Origin of the sequence: Saliniradius amylolyticus, from assembly GCF_003143555.1 — a bacterium.
GTDB lineage: Bacteria > Pseudomonadota > Gammaproteobacteria > Enterobacterales > Alteromonadaceae > Saliniradius > Saliniradius amylolyticus.
The window spans coordinates 2,530,127-2,545,969 of record NZ_CP029347.1; the positions used below are offsets into that span (position 1 = coordinate 2,530,127).

Below are 15,843 nucleotides of genomic sequence, written 5' to 3' on the forward strand. Positions count from 1 at the left end.
CCAGTTAGATTCCAACTGAGGGAAGATTTACGCTAGAATCCGCACACTCTTGTCGCCGGGATTTTCACATTGCATATACAACAACCCCAATTCCAACTGGCTTTTCTGCACCCCAGATACTGGGGAACCTGGTTTAGCGTCGCCCTGCTATACGGTATCTCCTGGCTGCCCTATCCTCTTCAGATGGGAATGGGCAAAGGCATTGGCAGGCTGTTTTTCCGTCTGCTGAAGTCCCGTCGTAAGGTGGCTGAGCGAAATCTGGAACTGGCTTTCCCGAATATGACAGAGACTGAGCGCCAGCGTCTGCTCAGAGCCAATTTCGACAATGCCGGCATGGCACTGTTTGAGGCTGGTATGGGTTGGTGGTGGCCACAGTGGCGACTGAGGAAACACGGCAAGATCACCGGTCTGGAGCATATTCAGCGTATCCAAAAACAAGGCAAGGGAATACTCGCGATCGCCATTCATAATATGAATATCGAGCTAAACTGCACCATCCTTGGCCTTCAGCAACCTTCGGTGGTGTTTTATCGCATGCACAACAACCCGTTGATGGAGTACTTTCAGTTCCGGGGCCGCTCCCGCGCCAACAAATACATGATTCATAAGAAAGGCGTGCGGGAGATGATCCAGGCCCTGAATGACGGCGAAGTCTGTGCCTACCTGCCGGATCAGGACTATGGACCTCGTCGCTGTGAATTTGTGCCCTTCTTTGGGGTCAAAAAAACCGCCACCACTACCGGCACCTTACTCTTTGCCAAACAGGCCGATTGTGAGACAGTATTTCTGCTGCCGTTACGCACCGATAAAGGTTATGAAATCCGGGTGTTACCAGGGTTGGAAAACTTTCCATCTGGCGATGACAGGGCCGACCTGATACGCCTGAACGGCCAAATAGAAAAGATGGTTCTGGAAGCCCCAGAACAGTATTTGTGGATGCACAAGAGATTTAAGACTCGGCCTCCTGAAGAGCCACAGTCTTTGTATCAGTAAGCCTGATGAGACGAGATTATGGGTAGTAAGAATAACGCCTCCAGTAAATTTTGGTTAAAACAGCTGATGATTATCGCCGCGGTGATTGCAGTGGCCCTGGCCTTTATTGTGTTGCAGGATCTGTTCGCGCCGTCTCACAACCGAGTGAATAAAGACCCTGCCGCTGGCTTTAGCGAGTTTTATTCCAACTATCGTTCCGAAGGTGCCAATCGGGATGACAGCCTACCCAGCGATTTTGTACTCGAGGTCGAAACCGAAGAAGTACCGCTCGGTGACCGCCTGATGGAAATGGAGAGTCAAGCCATGCCCGTTTCCGAAGATTGGGAAGGCGAGCTCAGATATCGTACCTTTAAGGCGGGCATGACTCTAAGAGAAGCACTTGCCGCACACGCTCAGGAAGAAGGCATGCAGGTAATTTGGGAGCTGCCTAAGGACTTTGTAATAAAAGACCACTTCCAAATGGAAGGCAGTATTCTGGAAGCGGTCAATAAGGTGGCCAAGGCCATTAATACCAATTTTAGCGGCGAAGTGCGCGGCTATTTTTGTCCCGCGCAGCGCTCACTGGTACTGACTAACCAGTACAACAGCTATTTACGACAAAATTGCCAGCCCACCGACAACAACTAGTTTGCTGAGTCCGGCATAAAATCGGGAAACACCTGCTGCCAGACACGCCGAACTTGCTGCCGTTGTTGATCGAACCGATGCTGGTCGTCTACCGAAGGTAAGCGCGCCAATGTGTAATGATGACCCGCATTACGATAGGCAAGATAGGCCTCGGTCAGCATGGTGGCCGTATCGCTGTCAATTACCCCGCTCTGTGCCAGGGTTTCCAGCAAACGTACGTTATCTGAATAGTCACACAGTTTGGGGTGGTGATGACTTTCCTGCAACACCCAGTATTGCACTAAAAATTCGATATCGGCGATGCCTCCCGGATCCTGCTTCAGGTCAAACCCCTCACCCTGGCGAGTCAGGTGACGGCGCATCTTCTCCCGCATGCCAGCCACATCCTCTCTCAATGTCAGCCAGTCCCGGGGGCAACAGAGCACGGCCTGACGAATGCGCTGGAATTCATCACGCACCTCGCGGTCACCAAAAATAAAACGGCTACGGGTCAACGCCTGATGCTCCCAGGTCCAGGCATCATTAAATTGATACTCCTCGAAACCGCCGATATGACAGACCAACAGCCCGGATTGTCCAGCGGGCCTGAGCCTGAGGTCGATATCATACAGATCGCCCGACGCCGTCTTAGTGGTAAACAGGTGCATAATCCTTTGCGCCAACTTGATATAAAACTGCTTAGAATCAATAGCCTTGGGCCCATCTGTATCGCCGTGGCTATCGCAATTGTGGATAAACACCAGATCCAGGTCTGAGCCATAGCCCAGCTCAATGCCGCCCATTTTCCCGTAGGCAATAACACCCAATCCGGTTTCTGTTGGCTCTATCCCCTGAGGGCGGCCGTATTTTTGTTCCATTTGTAGCCAGGCCAGATGCACCACTTCCCGAACTACCGCTTCGGCCAAGTTGGTCAGATGGTCGCTGACCCGCATCACCGGTAACACACCGGTAACATCGGCCGCCGCCACCTTAAGTTGCTGGCTAAGTTTAAACTGACGCAGGGCTTCCATCTGCGCTTCAAGATCGTCCTCGGGAATGCGCAGCATATAGCGGCGTAGCTCATCTTCGTATTCACCGGGCTGATTTAACTCATAAAGCTGCTGTGGGTTGAGTAACTCATCCAATAAAATAGGAAAGCTACGAATCTGCTCAGCAATCCAGGGACTGGCATGACACAGTCGAATCAACTGTTCCAGCGCCCCTTTATTCTCGCGCAACAATTCCAGATAGGTGGTGCGGCGGCTGACCGCCTGGACCACCATCAGCAGTCGGCCTAATAATTCCCCACTATGCTCTGGCTGGTTTTCAAAGGTCAGCTGTAACAGCAGCGGCATCAGCTTATCCAGAGTTTCCCTGCCCCGCTTACCCATGGAACGCTGCTCCTGCTCAGTGGCAAAGGTCTTAAGCTGTTGCCAGAGCTCCTCTGCCACTGCCTCGGACAAATTCTGGCTGAGCAGGGCCAGCGCTTCCTCGTCGGTCAGTGACAGTTCCCAAAGATCCTGCCAGTCGCTGTGCGCCTCCGGCTCCTGATGCTCTTCATCTTCTCCTATCAGACCGTTGAAATAATCATGGATCCGTTCCATCGCGTCGCCGATGCGGCGGTACAACTGGTCATAACTTTCCTCTTCCATCACCCACGCCAACCTGGCCTGGTCATGTTCGTCTTCCGGCAAGGCCTGAGTTTGCTGGTCGTCAAACTGCTGCAAACAGTGTTCTACCTTGCGCAAAAAGCGATAGTCCGTTTCAAGATCCGTCAGTTCCTGTTCCGGCAACACTTCCAGCTCTCTGAGCGCGGCCAACACCTGATAAAGATTGGGCGTTTGTAGTGCCTGCTCGCGGCCACCGCGAATCAACTGAAAAGTCTGAGCAATAAACTCCACCTCACGAATACCGCCTGCACCCAGCTTGATATTGTCGGTGAGGCTGCGGCGGCGCACTTCCTTGCGGATCAGACGTTTCATATTACGTAAGGCGTCGATGGCACTGTAGTCAATGTAACGGCGATATACGAAGGGGCGCAGGATCTGCTGTAACTGAGCTGCATAAACCTTGTCCGGATTGATCACCCTGGCTTTGACCATGGCATAGCGCTCCCACTCTCGCCCTTGCTCCTGATAGTAATCCTCGAGTGCTGCAAAATGCATCACCAGTGGGCCGCTATCGCCAAAAGGCCTGAGGCGCATGTCCACCCGGAATACCTGGCCGTCGACGGTGATCTGATTCAGAGCATTGATGAGCTTTTGTCCCAGCTTGGTAAAGAACACCTGATTTTCGATACACTTTTTACCGCCCTCAGTTTCGCCCAACTCTGGGTAGCAGAAGATAAGATCGATATCGGAGGAAAAATTCAGCTCGTGGCCCCCCAGTTTGCCCATCCCCAGAATCAACATTGGCTGCGCCTGACCTTCGTACATCGGCGTACCAAAACGTTCACCGAGTTTGTGATACAGCCATTGGTAAGCTTCGTTAATCAGTGCATCCGCCAACTCGGACACCTGCTTTAACGATGTGTCGATATCCTGCTCATTGCGAAGATCCAATACCGCCAGTCGCAACATCTGCTGCTGACGGTAGCGACGCAGAACCGGCATCAGTTCATCTTCGGAGGTTACCTCCTGTAACTGCGCTTTGAGATGCTCGCGATAGCGCACGGCAGTATGGCGCTCGTTGGCCAACCAGTTGATCCACTGAGGATACTGAGTCAGGGCACGACAAACAAAGTCACTCAGCCCCAGTACCGGCCAGAGCCAGGTCTGATGCTTCTCCAGTTCCTCTGGCGCAGTATCCTGTTCTCGCAGACGTTGCCAATATTTATCCGCCGTTTTGGCGAGAGGGGGGGGTAAGGCGTGATTTTGGGACATAACTTAGCCTTTTGCTCAATGCGCTTAGCCGCAGTTTGCCAGTACCTGAGACTTTGGCAAGCCCTCCGGTCGCCTTGTCCTTGCGCTAGGCCACAATAGTGCCCAAAATAGGCCCAGAACTCGCTAAGTGAATGCCATTGTATGAATTTAGAGCAGTTACGCTCAATGCTGGATCACCAGACCCTGCTGTATTTAGGGCTGGATGTAGTGATTGCCATTGCGCTGCTGGCGCTGATGCGCTGGGCTTATGAGCTATGGTCTTCCATTGATTCCGATGATCAACTCGCCGGTAAAGATAACTTTGCTTATGGCATCAGTATCGCCGGTAGCCTGTTGGCACTCAGCATCGTGCTGTGGAGCGCAGCAGAGAGAGCGTCTGGAGATGATTACCTGAGCCGGGCCATGCAGATGCTGGTCTATGGTCTGGTGGGCTTCGTGCTGATAAAAGTTGGGCGCTGGGCACACGATCGCCTGATCCTGAACCGATTTAACAAACGTGACGAAATCCTGAAGAAAAACATCAGTGTCGCCCTGGTCGACGCCGCCAGCTCTCTGGCCACGGCGCTGATCATCCGCAGTGTCTTGTTGTGGAGCGAAGGTTTTAATATCAATAGTGGCATCGCCATTATTACCGGCTTTGTGATCGCTCTGGCAGTGATGCTGGTCACCACCCGCCTGATGGAACGACGTTTTGCCCGAGATAATCAAAATGACTCCATGCAGGATACTCTGGTGCTCGGTCAGTTAGCCTTAGCCGTGCAACATGGGGGCTACTTAATTGGCACCGCCTTTGCCGCCACTGCCGCCAGTCATATGTTGACCTATCAGGGTCAGGCTTATATCACCAACCTGTTGGTCTGGCTCGGTGTTGGGGTATTGTTCACTTTACTGACGGTGATGCTGTCACGACTGACCAAAGCCTTCATTCTCAGGGGCATAGACTGCGCTAAGGAGGTGGATCATCAGCATAATGTGGGAGTCGCCAGCATTGATGCCAGTCTGACCATCGGCATGGCGCTGATTTTGAGCGGCTTGATCGCATGAGTCATCAATTACGCCCCCACCTGAACCCCTTTGACGTCGGCATGATGATCCTGTCGGTAGTAGCCGTGGCGGTTGTGGTGGTTTACCTGCTGCTCCCACTCTCGGCAGAGGTAAAGCGTTACCTGCTGTTTATCGACACGCTGATATGTTTGCTGTTTCTGAGTCATTTTTTCTATCACCTGCTGAGCAGCCAGGACAAGAAAGCCTATTTCAAACACCACTGGATAGACTTCGTCGCCAGTATTCCACTGATTGAGCCTTTGCGTATCGCCCGTTTTCTGCAAGTGTTAAGGGTGATCCGCCTGCTTAAAATGACTAAGCAGGTGGTACTCCCCTCGTTGCGAAACCGTATCCAAACCACTCTGGCTACCATGATGGTGGTGCTGGTGTTACTGATAGGTGCTGCCGGTTTGGCCATTTACTTACTGGAGTACGACATCCCGGCCTCCAATATCAAAACGCCGGAAGATGCTATCTGGTGGTCTTTGGTGACCATCTCTACCGTCGGCTATGGCGATTATTACCCAGTGACCACCGCCGGGCGCGTGGTCAGTATGCTACTGATCCTCAGTGGCGTAAGTCTGTTCGGGGTGATTTCCGGTTATATTGCGTCCTACTTTATTACACCAGAAGAGAAGGACCAGCTTGCGGTGCAAAACCAGCGCATCAACGAGCTACAGCAAGATCTCAAGCACATGCAGCAGTCGCTGGAACAGTTGCACCAGAAGATGGATAACCTCGGCCGGGGGCGTCAGGACGACAGTTGAGTCTGCCCGTCCACCAGTTGCTGTTTGCGTTGTTTAGCCCAACGTTTAACGGTGTACTCCAGTCGGGCGGCTTCGCTTTTCGTTCCCACTCGTTGACTAAAGCGCAGTGTTAACGGTGCCTTGCCCCTAAGCGCCCTGGCGCCTTTGCCTTCCGAGTGCTGCCGAATACGCCTTTCAACGTCCGTGGTAATGCCGGTATACCATTGGCCCAGCCTGTTTTCGACAATGTACAGATACCAGTCGTCGGACATACCTTCTCTCGTTATATATCTATTACAGATTCATTTAGGGTTTACGGTGGACATAGCTTTCGAAGCCCTGCTTAGCCCTATATACTGTCACCTGTGGAAACTGGAGACCAGCAGATAATGAATCAGGATTTAAAACGTCCTTACAGCATCAAAGAGGAAGTATTGAACAGCCTGAGTCACGGGCTGGGTTTTATTACTGCGATTGTCGGCCTGGTGTTTTTATTGCTGCGCAGCGATAGCGTGGTCAGCGTGACTTCCTCGGCCATCTATGGCGGCTCTCTGCTACTGATGTTTTTAACGTCCACCATCTACCACGCCGTCACTCACCATGATCTCAAAGGCTGGTTAAAGTTATTCGATCACAGCGCCATCTATTTGCTGATTGCCGGCACTTACACCCCTTTTATGCTGGTAAGCGTCGGGGGAACTCTGGGTATTTTCGGCACGGCCCTTATCTGGAGCATCGCCTTGGCCGGTGTGCTGTTCAAATGGCTGGCCCGTCACCGCTTTCCCAAGCTGTCTGTGATGCTGTACCTGGTCATGGGGTGGCTCGCCATTGCTTTCATTTATCCCCTTTACCAGTCCCTGCCAGGCGGCGGACTCTGGCTGCTGGTCGCGGGGGGCCTCTGCTTTAGTATTGGCGTGTTATTCTACGTAGCCAAAAAATATCAGTACACTCATGCTATCTGGCACCTGTTTGTCGTCGCAGGCTGTAGCTGCCACTACTTCTCAATATACTATTTTGTGGTTTAACGCCAATAGCGATCACGGTAGCGCGTCACCATTAATCGTAGTGCTCGTTGATATATTTGAGCTTTTTCTCAAACTGCTCACGGTGTTCACTTTTGTCATACTCGTAGTGATACTGATTATGAAAACCAAACCGCAGAGCTACCTGAGCATCTTCAATAAACACCGTGTAACCGTCCATATCGGTATAGGCCTCCACCCCTTCCAGACGGTAGACGTTGTTCTCATCTACCCCATGCTGGCGGATTTTCTCAAACACCGACAGCACAAATCGACTGTCTAATTCGTTCTTCATTGTCTCTCCTGGCTCTGTTGAACGTTCATGTTCGTTTCTGGTGAATACGAAAAATACCGCAATCAAGGCACAAATCACCCAGACTGAAGCATTGCTGGCCTCAAGCCCAGAGGGCTGGAGCGATGTTTCCAACGAGTGGCGTTATAGTCGTTTCTCCCGACTCTCTGATCTAAACCCGCTGTCCGGCTCTATTAATGACAAATGGATTCAATGCCAATGGCGCCATGTCACAACTCTTATTGCTGCTGGGTGACCAACTCGATCACCACCACCCCATATTTCAGTCGCTGGACACGGTTCAGGACACCATCATTATGGCTGAGTTGGTCTCCGAAACCCATTATGTGCCACATAACAAGCTTAAGATCGCGTTAATATTTTCTGCCATGCGTCACTTTGCCGATGAGCTAAAGCAGCGCGGCTTTAAGGTCAGCTACTACCCTTACGAAGACACTGAAGGTTGGTGTGCCGATTTCAAGCAGTTACTGGAAAAGCAGCTATCGGAAAAGACGTACCAGAGCCTGCACCTGATCGAGGCGGGAGAACATCGCCTGCAAGAGCAGTTCCTGCATTGGCAGCAGTCCTGGTCCATTGAGGTAAAGATACACCCAGCGTCTCACTTCTTCTTTTCAGTCCGTCAAATGCAGGACTGGTTTGGTGGCCGAAAGGCCCCAAGGATGGAGCACTTTTACCGCTGGGCTCGCCAGAAAACCGGCTTGTTGATGCAAGGCGGTGAACCGGAAGGGGGACAGTATAATTTTGATAAACACAATCGCGAGCCCTGGGACGCCAACAAAACACCGCCACCCCCCATTACCTTTCCCATTGATAGCAGCACTCAAAACGTGCTGGAACTGGTTGAAGAGCGCTTTGCCGATTTCCCCGGCCAGCTAAAACACTTCGACTTTGCCGTCACTACCAAACAGGCGGAACAAGCACTACAAGACTTTATTGAACATCGATTGCCCGAGTTTGGCGCCTATCAGGACGCCCTGTCAGACAAGAACTCAAAGCTCTATCACAGCTTGTTATCCGCCTACATTAACCTGGGCCAGCTCAACCCGATGGCGGTCTGCCAGGCTGCGGAACGAGCCTACTACGAGGGCAAGGCTCCGCTAAATGCCGTTGAAGGTTTTATCCGCCAGATTCTGGGCTGGCGTGAATATGTTCGCGGTATTTACTGGTGGCAGGGTAAGGATTATGCCGATCGCAATGCACTGCGGGCTACACGAGCCTTGCCCGACTGGTTTTGGAGCGGCAACACACAAATGCGTTGCCTGCAAAAAGCGATTCAGTCCTCGCTGGAAAGCGCCTACGCCCATCATATTCAACGCCTGATGGTGATCGGTAACTTTGCCCTACTGGCGGGGCTGGACGTTAAAGCGGTGTGTCAGTGGTATCTGGCTGTCTATATCGACGCTTTTGAGTGGGTGGAGCTGCCCAACACCCTTGGCATGGCACTGTATGGGGACGGTGGCTTACTGGCCAGCAAACCCTACGCCGCCAGTGGTCGCTACATCCACAAGATGGGCAACCATTGTCAGCACTGCCGCTACAAGCCCACCCGGATGACCGGTCCCGACGCCTGCCCCTACAACGCCCTGTACTGGCATTTTATTCATCGACACCGCGAGCGTCTGGAGAAAAACCGGCGCATGGGGTTAATGCTCAGCCAGTGGCAAAAGAAGTCCAACGAGGAGCAACAGGCCATACTCGATTGGGCCGAGCACAATCTCGGTACACTGAGTCAGTTATGACCGACGTTAATCTGGTCTGGTTGAAACGGGATCTCCGACTCTCTGATCATCAAGCGCTTTGGCATGCCTGTCAGCAAGGCAAGCCAGTGGTCGTCTTCCATCTGTTTGAGCCTGAGTATTGGCAACTGCCTGATACTTCCTACCGGCAATGGAGATTTATCCTGCAAAGCCTGGGTAGCCTCAGGCAGGCGTTTAGCAAAAACGGCGGCCACTTATCATTCTACCAGGGTGATATCATCGCTACTCTCAGGAAAATCGCTCAACACTGCCGCATTAGCGGGCTCTACAGCCATGAGGAAACCGGCAACCACTGGACCTACCAACGAGATACACGGGTATCCCATTGGTGCCAGCAACATGCCATCCCCTGGTATCAGTATCAGCAGTTCGCGGTAAAGCGTGGGCCGATTAACCGGGATAACTGGGACTCGTTCTGGCACCGCGTAATGGATGTTGCCCCTTGCCCCATGCCAGCCCTGCGCTCGACCCGTCTCGGTCCGGGAGCGAGCGAACATGCCAATGCATCGTATCCCGGCAATGATCAGTTAGCCGCCAAAACGGCGCAGTTCGGTGGTATTCAAACGGGTGAGCGCTTACTGGAAAGCTTTCTGGCTGAGCGTCATACAAACTATCTGCGCGATGTATCCAGTCCCTCGCGAGGGCAGCAATACAGCTCCCGGCTCAGTCCATATCTGGCCTATGGGTGCCTGAGCCTGAGACAGGTTGTTCTCAAAACCCGGCAAAGCCTACTTAAAGAAGAGACTAAACGCACCTTGCAGGCGTTTAAGTCGCGTTTGCACTGGCATTGCCACTTTATACAGAAGCTGGAAACCTCACCGGAGTATGAGCGCACCGCAATCCATCCCGACTTACGAGGCATAAGAACTGACAATTTTGACGGTGACCGCTTTAAAGCATGGGCGGAAGGTCAAACCGGCATTCCTTTTGTTGACGCCTGTATGCGCTATTTGCGGCATACCGGCTGGCTCCCCTTCCGGTTAAGAGCCATGCTAACCGCATTTTCCAGTTACCACCTCTGGCTCCCCTGGCAACATCCTGCCCAATACCTGGCGAGTCTGTTTACCGATTATGAGCCCGGCATTCATTATCCTCAGATTCAGATGCAGTCCGGTACCACGGGGATGAATCCGTTTCGCATTTATAACCCGATTAAACAGGGGCAAAGGCTGGATCCTGATGGGCATTTCATCCGCCGTTGGCTACCTGAGCTCGCCCACCTGGGTAATTCTTTCATCCACCAACCCTGGCTTTGTGCGCATGTTTCACCAGACTGTTACCCGGCTCCGATCGTAGAGGTCAGCAGCGCTGCGCGGCTAGCCAGACAGAAGCTGGCGGTGCATTACCGCCAGCATGTGTCTGCTAACCACACTCAGAAAGTGATTAAAACTCACGCCAGTCGGCGCCGGGAAGGCTCGCGCCGCGCCCCGCCAACTCAGCATTCAAACCAACTGGACTTGTTTTAATGGACAGTATCGTCATTTTTAACGGTAGCCTGAGACTCGATGACAACCCCGCTTTAAGACAAGCGGCCGAGTATGGTCAGCGCTTAATCTGTTTGTTCGTTTACGATGAGCTGCTTTGTGCAGACAGCTATGGACTAGCCCGGCTTGGCCCGTTCAGAGCTCATTTCATTGCCGAAGCCGTAGCCGATCTGGATCATCAGCTTAGCTCAATGGGTCAGCGGCTCGTGGTCAGACAAGGCAACTTGGTGGACGTAGTCACCGCCTTATGTCACTCCCTGGAAAAACCTCAAGTTTATATTCAGGCCCCAGCCTGTTATCAGGAGTTGAAACAAGTCGCCCGACTCAGCCACAGAGTAACCTTAAGGCTTTGTCAGGGGCATCGTTTACTTCCCGAACTGCCCATGGAACTGGAAAAATTACCCGGTAGCTTTACCAGCTTTCGAAAACAGGTGGAAGCCCGATGGCCCAGTATCCCTGTCGATGAAAAGCCAGAAAGTCTCCCCGGTGGCCCGGATATCCCTTCAGATCCTATCATTGGTCTGGAACAAAGAGCCATCACCGATAAACGCTCTATTATCCCACTGGTTGGCGGCGAAACCGCTGGTCAGCAGCGACTCGCCGACTACATGGGGCCTGACGGGGCTCTTTCTCATTACAAGGAAACCCGCAATGGCCTGCTCAATAGCAACGACTCCTCCAAACTGTCCCCCTGGTTGGCGCAGGGCAGTCTCAGTCCCCGGCGCGTCTATCACTGCGTGAAGGAATACGAGGTTCGCAATGGCGCTAACCAATCGACTTACTGGCTCATCTTTGAGTTGCTGTGGCGTGATTTTTTCGCGTTTACCGCTATCAGAAAAGGCAAAAACTTCTTCGGTCCGGCTGAAGAACTAACGCTTACCGAACCTTTTGAGCGCTGGCGCAATGGCGAAACCGGGCAGCCCTTTGTGGATGCTAATATGAAAGAGCTGCTATACACCGGTTACATGAGCAACCGAGGACGTCAGAATGTGGCCTCTTTTCTGATCCATGAACTGGACCAGGATTGGCGATTGGGGGCGTGGTGGTTTGAGTACCAGCTCATCGACCACGACCCGGCCAGTAATTACGGCAACTGGCGGTACATTGCCGGCTCAGGTCAGGACCCTCGCGGGGGGCGACGGTTTAATATTCAAAAACAAGCCGCCCTGTATGACCCAGAGGGGCGCTATATTCAGCGCTGGCTATAGGTCAGAAGTGATATTTCACGCCAATCAGGCCACCATGGCTCTCAAAATCATCTTCTCCGCGTACATATTGATACTCTGTTCTGAGCGACCAATTCGGAGTCAGGTAAAAATCAAAGCCTAAACCCGCCAGACCAGCAGCCGAGGTGTCGTCCACCATACACTGAGTTAGGGTCTGAACGCTGACACCACTGTCGGCGCCCTCGGCACAGCCATCATCGACACTCGCATAGTAGCTTGACTGATGATCCAGAGCCATGACGCCCAGCCGATAAAACAACGTGCCATGCGTTGAGGAGGCTTTACCTAACAGAGCCACAAAGGCACCACCGGCTTCAACCCCCTGAGGTAACTCTGCGCTGGTATCGGCAATGGTCAGCACATTTTCCGCAGGTTCATCCAATAACTGCTGATAACCCGCTTCGACATACCACTGTCGGTGAAATTCATAACCAAAGGCGATACCGTAGCCCATGCCTTTTTCAGCCGCCTGTCCCGCGTCGGCATCGTTATAACTGGCTGCGGCCAGGCCATACATAGTGCCGTTACTGGCGGCTGATGCCAAGCCCGTCCACCCCACTGCCAAAGCCATCGCTAATGTTTGGAGTTTCATATCTATCTCCTTGATTCTTAAATACCTCCATTATAACGACTCTGTTGCAAAACGCTCACCGTTTTATTCCGCATGGTGTTTACAACAAGTTAACAGTCACCTAACATAATGACAGCGCTGTCAATTACAGCGTGATATTGGGGAACGGCAGGTGTTGTCTTTTAAATAAAAATGACAACGCTGTCATAAAATATGGAGTGGTATCTCGTCGGCTCGTACCGGCTGGAATAAAGGAGAGCATCAGCCTTAGCTGATAAATCCACGAACAACAAAGGTAAACCATGAAAAAATCTTTAAACTACCTCCCCCTGTTGCCAATGCTGGGACTAAGCGCTTCCGCATTCGCCGCGGCCCCGGGGCCGGCCAGCATTGACTGGATGGAGTCCAACTACGCCATCATAGAGATCGATGAGACGGCCTCCTCTTACAGCAACCTGATAACCATCAAGGATTACGCAGAGATTCCGGTGAGCTGGAGTAAATATTCCGGCGACACCGCCACCTCAGCGAAGTACCTATTAAACGGTACCCTCATCAAGGAGCAGGCCCTCAGTAGCAGTGGGGCCAGTCAGACCGGCTCTGTCATCTTGCAAGTGGATACCGGCGGCCAATACGAGCTGGATGTGCACCTGTGTAACGCTGATGGCTGTACACCTGCCAGCGAGACTAAGCCTGTTAAGGTAGAGGACACCGATGGCAGCCATATGGACCCGCTGGTTTTAAATGATGGTGAAAATAACCGGCCTTACGACAATAAATCAGATTCTGTCGTTGGTGCCTATTTCGTCGAGTGGGGCGTATACGGCCGTAAATTCCCGGTAGACAAAGTGCCGGCCTACAACCTGACGCATATCTTATACGGCTTTATCCCTATTTGTGGTCCTAATGACTCACTGAAAACCGCAAACTCCAGCGGTCACAACGCCCTGCTGAACAGCTGCCAAGGTCAGGAGGACTTTACCGTGACCCTGCACGACATCTATGCAGCGGTCAATAAGACAGAGAGTGGACAAACCTTTGGGGATTCTTACAAGGGCAACTTCGGCCAGTTGATGGCCCTTAAACAAGCCTATCCAGACTTGAAAATCGTACCGTCAATTGGAGGCTGGACCCTGAGTGATCCTTTCTATTACTTCGGTGACGACGCCAAGCGCGCTACCTTCATCGCCTCTGTTAAGGAATTTCTCAAGACGTGGAAATTCTTTGATGGCGTAGACATCGACTGGGAATTTCCCGGAGGTGGCGGTGCTAATCCTAATCTAGGTAACCGCTCTACCGATGGCCAGACCTATCACCTGCTGATGCAGGAACTCCGCCAGATGCTGGACGAGCTGGAACTGGAAACCGGCCGGGAATATGAGCTGACCTCCGCCATTGGTGTAGGCCGCTCTAAGCTGGAAGTCGTGGACTATGGTGCAGTCCAGCAGTATATGGATTACATCTTTATGATGAGCTATGACTTCTATGGGGCCTGGGACACTAATAAACTGGGTCATCAAACAGGCCTCTATGCGCCAGACTTCCGCCCGGGTGATCAGCAAACCCAGGATTTCACGGTCCACGGTGCCACTCAGCAGCTATTGGCTCAAGGCGTATCGCCTTCCAAGTTGGTAGTGGGCGCAGCCATGTATGGCCGAGGCTGGAGCGGTGTCAGTGGCTATGACAGCACCAGTCATATGACCGGTCAAGGCACCGGCGCCGTCGAGGGCACCTGGGAGGCTGGCGTTGTCGATTACCGTGAGATTGCCAGTCATATCGCCAGCGGCAGCTGGGACTACTATTATGACAGTACCGCCCAGGCACCTTATATCTTTAACCCCACCAGCGGGGATCTCATTACCTATGACAATCCTCGTTCGGTGATCGCAAAAGGCGGCTATGTCCAAAGCCAGGGCTTGGCAGGCCTGTTTGCCTGGGAGATCGATGCCGACAACGGCGATATTCTCAATGCCATGCACGAAGGTCTGGGTCATGGTGAAGGCAACAATAACCGAACCCCGGTTGCCAATGCCGGACTGGATCAAACCGTCACCACCCCGGCCACCATCATCCTAGATGGCAGCGCATCCAGTGACCCTGACGGTGACGCTCTGAGCTATAGCTGGACACAAACGGCAGGCAGTGCGGTCTCCCTAAGCGATACTGCTGCAGCCTCGCCCAGTTTCGATGCCGCTGAAGTCAGTGCCACTGAAACCCTGAGCTTTGAACTCACCGTCAGTGATGGCGCTCTGAGTGCTTCTGATGTTGTTAGCGTTACTCTGGAACCGGCACAAAGCAGCAACACCGCGCCAGTGGCCAATGCTGGCAGTGACCAACAGGCCACGAGTGGCGACAGTGTTATCTTGTCAGCCGCCAGCTCCAGCGATGCCGATGGTGACAGTCTGAGCTATCAGTGGCAGCAAACCGGCGGCACCTTAGTCTCTCTGGCCGGCGCGGCTCAGGCAGAAGCTCAGTTTACCGCTCCCACGGTAAGCGCCAACGAGACGCTGACTTTTATGGTCACCGTCAGCGATGGCGATAAAAGCGATACCGATAGCGTCATTGTGACCGTCGCCCCATCAGGCAGTAACAGCGCCCCGGTTATTGAGATTGCCAGCACCGCTAGTATGGCTGAAAAGCAGTCCATCACCCTGACCGCCAATGTCAGCGATGCCGATGGCGATGCAGTATCAGTCAGCTGGTCTGTACCCAGTGCTCTTAGCACCAGCGGCATCAACTCTGATTCGGTTACCATCACCGCTTCTGAGGTCAGTGCCGACACGGACTATCAACTGACAGTGACCGCCGATGACGGTATCGACACCACTTCGGCCACCGTCATGTTGACCGTTACGAATACGGCTGACGGTAATACCTGTGATGCCACCGATCCCAATGCGGCTAATTACCCTGCCTGGGATGCGGGTACGGTGTATAACGCCCCCGACCGGGTCAGCTATGACAATCTGGTCTGGGAGGCGCAATGGTGGACTCAGGGCAACACCCCGGCCAATGATGGCGGTGTGTGGTCGCTTATCAGCGATGTGGAGTTCCCCTGGAATGCAACCACCGCCTACAATGGAGGTGATACGGTGAACCACAATGACCGCCGATATGAAGCTAAGTGGTGGACTCAGGGTGAAGAGCCCGGCGTGTCCAACAGCTGGCTGGATATAGGCGCGGCAAGCTGTCAGTAATC

13 protein-coding genes are annotated in these 15,843 nt (G+C 52.9%); 9 read left to right on the forward strand and 4 right to left on the reverse strand.

Annotated features, from left to right (window positions below; genetic code table 11):
- The first annotated feature begins 69 nt into the window (after positions 1-69).
- Together lpxL and HMF8227_RS11895 are read left to right on the forward strand one after the other, a co-directional pair.
- Positions 70-993, forward strand: coding sequence for an LpxL/LpxP family Kdo(2)-lipid IV(A) lauroyl/palmitoleoyl acyltransferase (lpxL, locus tag HMF8227_RS11890; protein ID WP_420820531.1), 924 nt, complete (start codon positions 70-72; stop codon positions 991-993).
- 18 nt (positions 994-1,011) lie between these two features.
- Positions 1,012-1,620: a toxin co-regulated pilus biosynthesis Q family protein gene (locus tag HMF8227_RS11895; protein WP_109340382.1), complete on the forward strand. Its 609-nt coding sequence runs from the start codon at positions 1,012-1,014 to the stop codon at positions 1,618-1,620.
- Here the strand turns inward: HMF8227_RS11895 and glnE are convergent.
- Entirely contained in the window at positions 1,617-4,481 is a 2,865-nt protein-coding gene (gene glnE / locus HMF8227_RS11900) for a bifunctional [glutamate--ammonia ligase]-adenylyl-L-tyrosine phosphorylase/[glutamate--ammonia-ligase] adenylyltransferase (protein WP_109340383.1), read from the reverse strand. The genes HMF8227_RS11895 and glnE overlap by 4 nt on opposite strands.
- 141 nt (positions 4,482-4,622) lie before the next feature.
- On the opposite strand from glnE, the gene HMF8227_RS11905 reads away from it, so the two are divergent.
- On the forward strand, positions 4,623-5,525 hold the full coding sequence (locus HMF8227_RS11905; RefSeq protein WP_109340384.1) for a DUF350 domain-containing protein: 903 nt from the start codon (positions 4,623-4,625) through the stop codon (positions 5,523-5,525).
- Complete coding sequence (locus HMF8227_RS11910) at positions 5,522-6,292, forward strand: potassium channel family protein (RefSeq protein ID WP_109340385.1); 771 nt, start codon at positions 5,522-5,524, stop codon at positions 6,290-6,292. Before HMF8227_RS11905 ends, HMF8227_RS11910 begins: the two co-directional genes overlap by 4 nt.
- Here the strand turns inward: HMF8227_RS11910 and HMF8227_RS11915 are convergent.
- Positions 6,277-6,543, reverse strand: a complete 267-nt coding sequence (locus HMF8227_RS11915) for a GIY-YIG nuclease family protein (RefSeq protein ID WP_109340386.1) — start codon at positions 6,541-6,543, stop codon at positions 6,277-6,279. The genes HMF8227_RS11910 and HMF8227_RS11915 overlap by 16 nt on opposite strands.
- 117 nt (positions 6,544-6,660) lie before the next feature.
- Here HMF8227_RS11915 and trhA point away from each other — a divergent pair, with 117 nt between their 5' ends.
- Positions 6,661-7,296 (forward strand): PAQR family membrane homeostasis protein TrhA, encoded by a 636-nt coding sequence (trhA, locus tag HMF8227_RS11920; RefSeq protein ID WP_109340387.1) that lies wholly within the window; start codon positions 6,661-6,663, stop codon positions 7,294-7,296.
- A 31-nt stretch (positions 7,297-7,327) separates the two neighbouring features.
- Here trhA and HMF8227_RS11925 read toward each other — a convergent pair whose 3' ends face one another.
- Positions 7,328-7,588, reverse strand: coding sequence for a DUF3081 family protein (locus HMF8227_RS11925; protein ID WP_109340388.1), 261 nt, complete (start codon positions 7,586-7,588; stop codon positions 7,328-7,330).
- A 194-nt stretch (positions 7,589-7,782) separates the two neighbouring features.
- Here HMF8227_RS11925 and HMF8227_RS11930 point away from each other — a divergent pair, with 194 nt between their 5' ends.
- The 3 genes from HMF8227_RS11930 to HMF8227_RS11940 are packed head-to-tail and all read left to right on the forward strand — an operon-like array spanning position 7,783 to position 12,055.
- Entirely contained in the window at positions 7,783-9,345 is a 1,563-nt protein-coding gene (locus tag HMF8227_RS11930; protein WP_239421300.1) for a cryptochrome/photolyase family protein, read from the forward strand.
- Entirely contained in the window at positions 9,342-10,829 is a 1,488-nt protein-coding gene (locus HMF8227_RS11935) for an FAD-binding domain-containing protein (RefSeq protein ID WP_109340389.1), read from the forward strand. Before HMF8227_RS11930 ends, HMF8227_RS11935 begins: the two co-directional genes overlap by 4 nt.
- Entirely contained in the window at positions 10,829-12,055 is a 1,227-nt protein-coding gene (locus tag HMF8227_RS11940) for a DASH family cryptochrome (RefSeq protein ID WP_109340390.1), read from the forward strand. Before HMF8227_RS11935 ends, HMF8227_RS11940 begins: the two co-directional genes overlap by 1 nt.
- Position 12,056: 1 nt before the next feature.
- On the opposite strand, the gene HMF8227_RS11945 is transcribed toward HMF8227_RS11940, so the two are convergent.
- Complete coding sequence (locus tag HMF8227_RS11945) at positions 12,057-12,665, reverse strand: outer membrane protein (protein ID WP_109340391.1); 609 nt, start codon at positions 12,663-12,665, stop codon at positions 12,057-12,059.
- A gap of 281 nt (positions 12,666-12,946) precedes the next feature.
- Here HMF8227_RS11945 and HMF8227_RS11950 point away from each other — a divergent pair, with 281 nt between their 5' ends.
- Positions 12,947-15,841, forward strand: coding sequence for a glycosyl hydrolase family 18 protein (locus HMF8227_RS11950; protein WP_109340392.1), 2,895 nt, complete (start codon positions 12,947-12,949; stop codon positions 15,839-15,841).
- Positions 15,842-15,843: the final 2 nt, after the last annotated feature.

What these genes read in the sequence shown, in the direction of transcription:
- HMF8227_RS11895 (WP_109340382.1), top strand. Translation starts at nt 1,012, where the DNA reads ATGGGTAGTAAGAATAACGCCTCCAGTAAATTTTGGTTAAAACAGCTG.
- glnE (WP_109340383.1), bottom strand. Translation starts at nt 4,481, where the DNA reads ATGTCCCAAAATCACGCCTTACCCCCCCCTCTCGCCAAAACGGCGGAT.
- HMF8227_RS11905 (WP_109340384.1), top strand. Translation starts at nt 4,623, where the DNA reads ATGAATTTAGAGCAGTTACGCTCAATGCTGGATCACCAGACCCTGCTG.
- HMF8227_RS11910 (WP_109340385.1), top strand. Translation starts at nt 5,522, where the DNA reads ATGAGTCATCAATTACGCCCCCACCTGAACCCCTTTGACGTCGGCATG.
- HMF8227_RS11915 (WP_109340386.1), bottom strand. Translation starts at nt 6,543, where the DNA reads ATGTCCGACGACTGGTATCTGTACATTGTCGAAAACAGGCTGGGCCAA.
- trhA (WP_109340387.1), top strand. Translation starts at nt 6,661, where the DNA reads ATGAATCAGGATTTAAAACGTCCTTACAGCATCAAAGAGGAAGTATTG.
- HMF8227_RS11925 (WP_109340388.1), bottom strand. Translation starts at nt 7,588, where the DNA reads ATGAAGAACGAATTAGACAGTCGATTTGTGCTGTCGGTGTTTGAGAAA.
- HMF8227_RS11930 (WP_239421300.1), top strand. Translation starts at nt 7,783, where the DNA reads ATGACAAATGGATTCAATGCCAATGGCGCCATGTCACAACTCTTATTG.
- HMF8227_RS11935 (WP_109340389.1), top strand. Translation starts at nt 9,342, where the DNA reads ATGACCGACGTTAATCTGGTCTGGTTGAAACGGGATCTCCGACTCTCT.
- HMF8227_RS11940 (WP_109340390.1), top strand. Translation starts at nt 10,829, where the DNA reads ATGGACAGTATCGTCATTTTTAACGGTAGCCTGAGACTCGATGACAAC.
- HMF8227_RS11945 (WP_109340391.1), bottom strand. Translation starts at nt 12,665, where the DNA reads ATGAAACTCCAAACATTAGCGATGGCTTTGGCAGTGGGGTGGACGGGC.
- HMF8227_RS11950 (WP_109340392.1), top strand. Translation starts at nt 12,947, where the DNA reads ATGAAAAAATCTTTAAACTACCTCCCCCTGTTGCCAATGCTGGGACTA.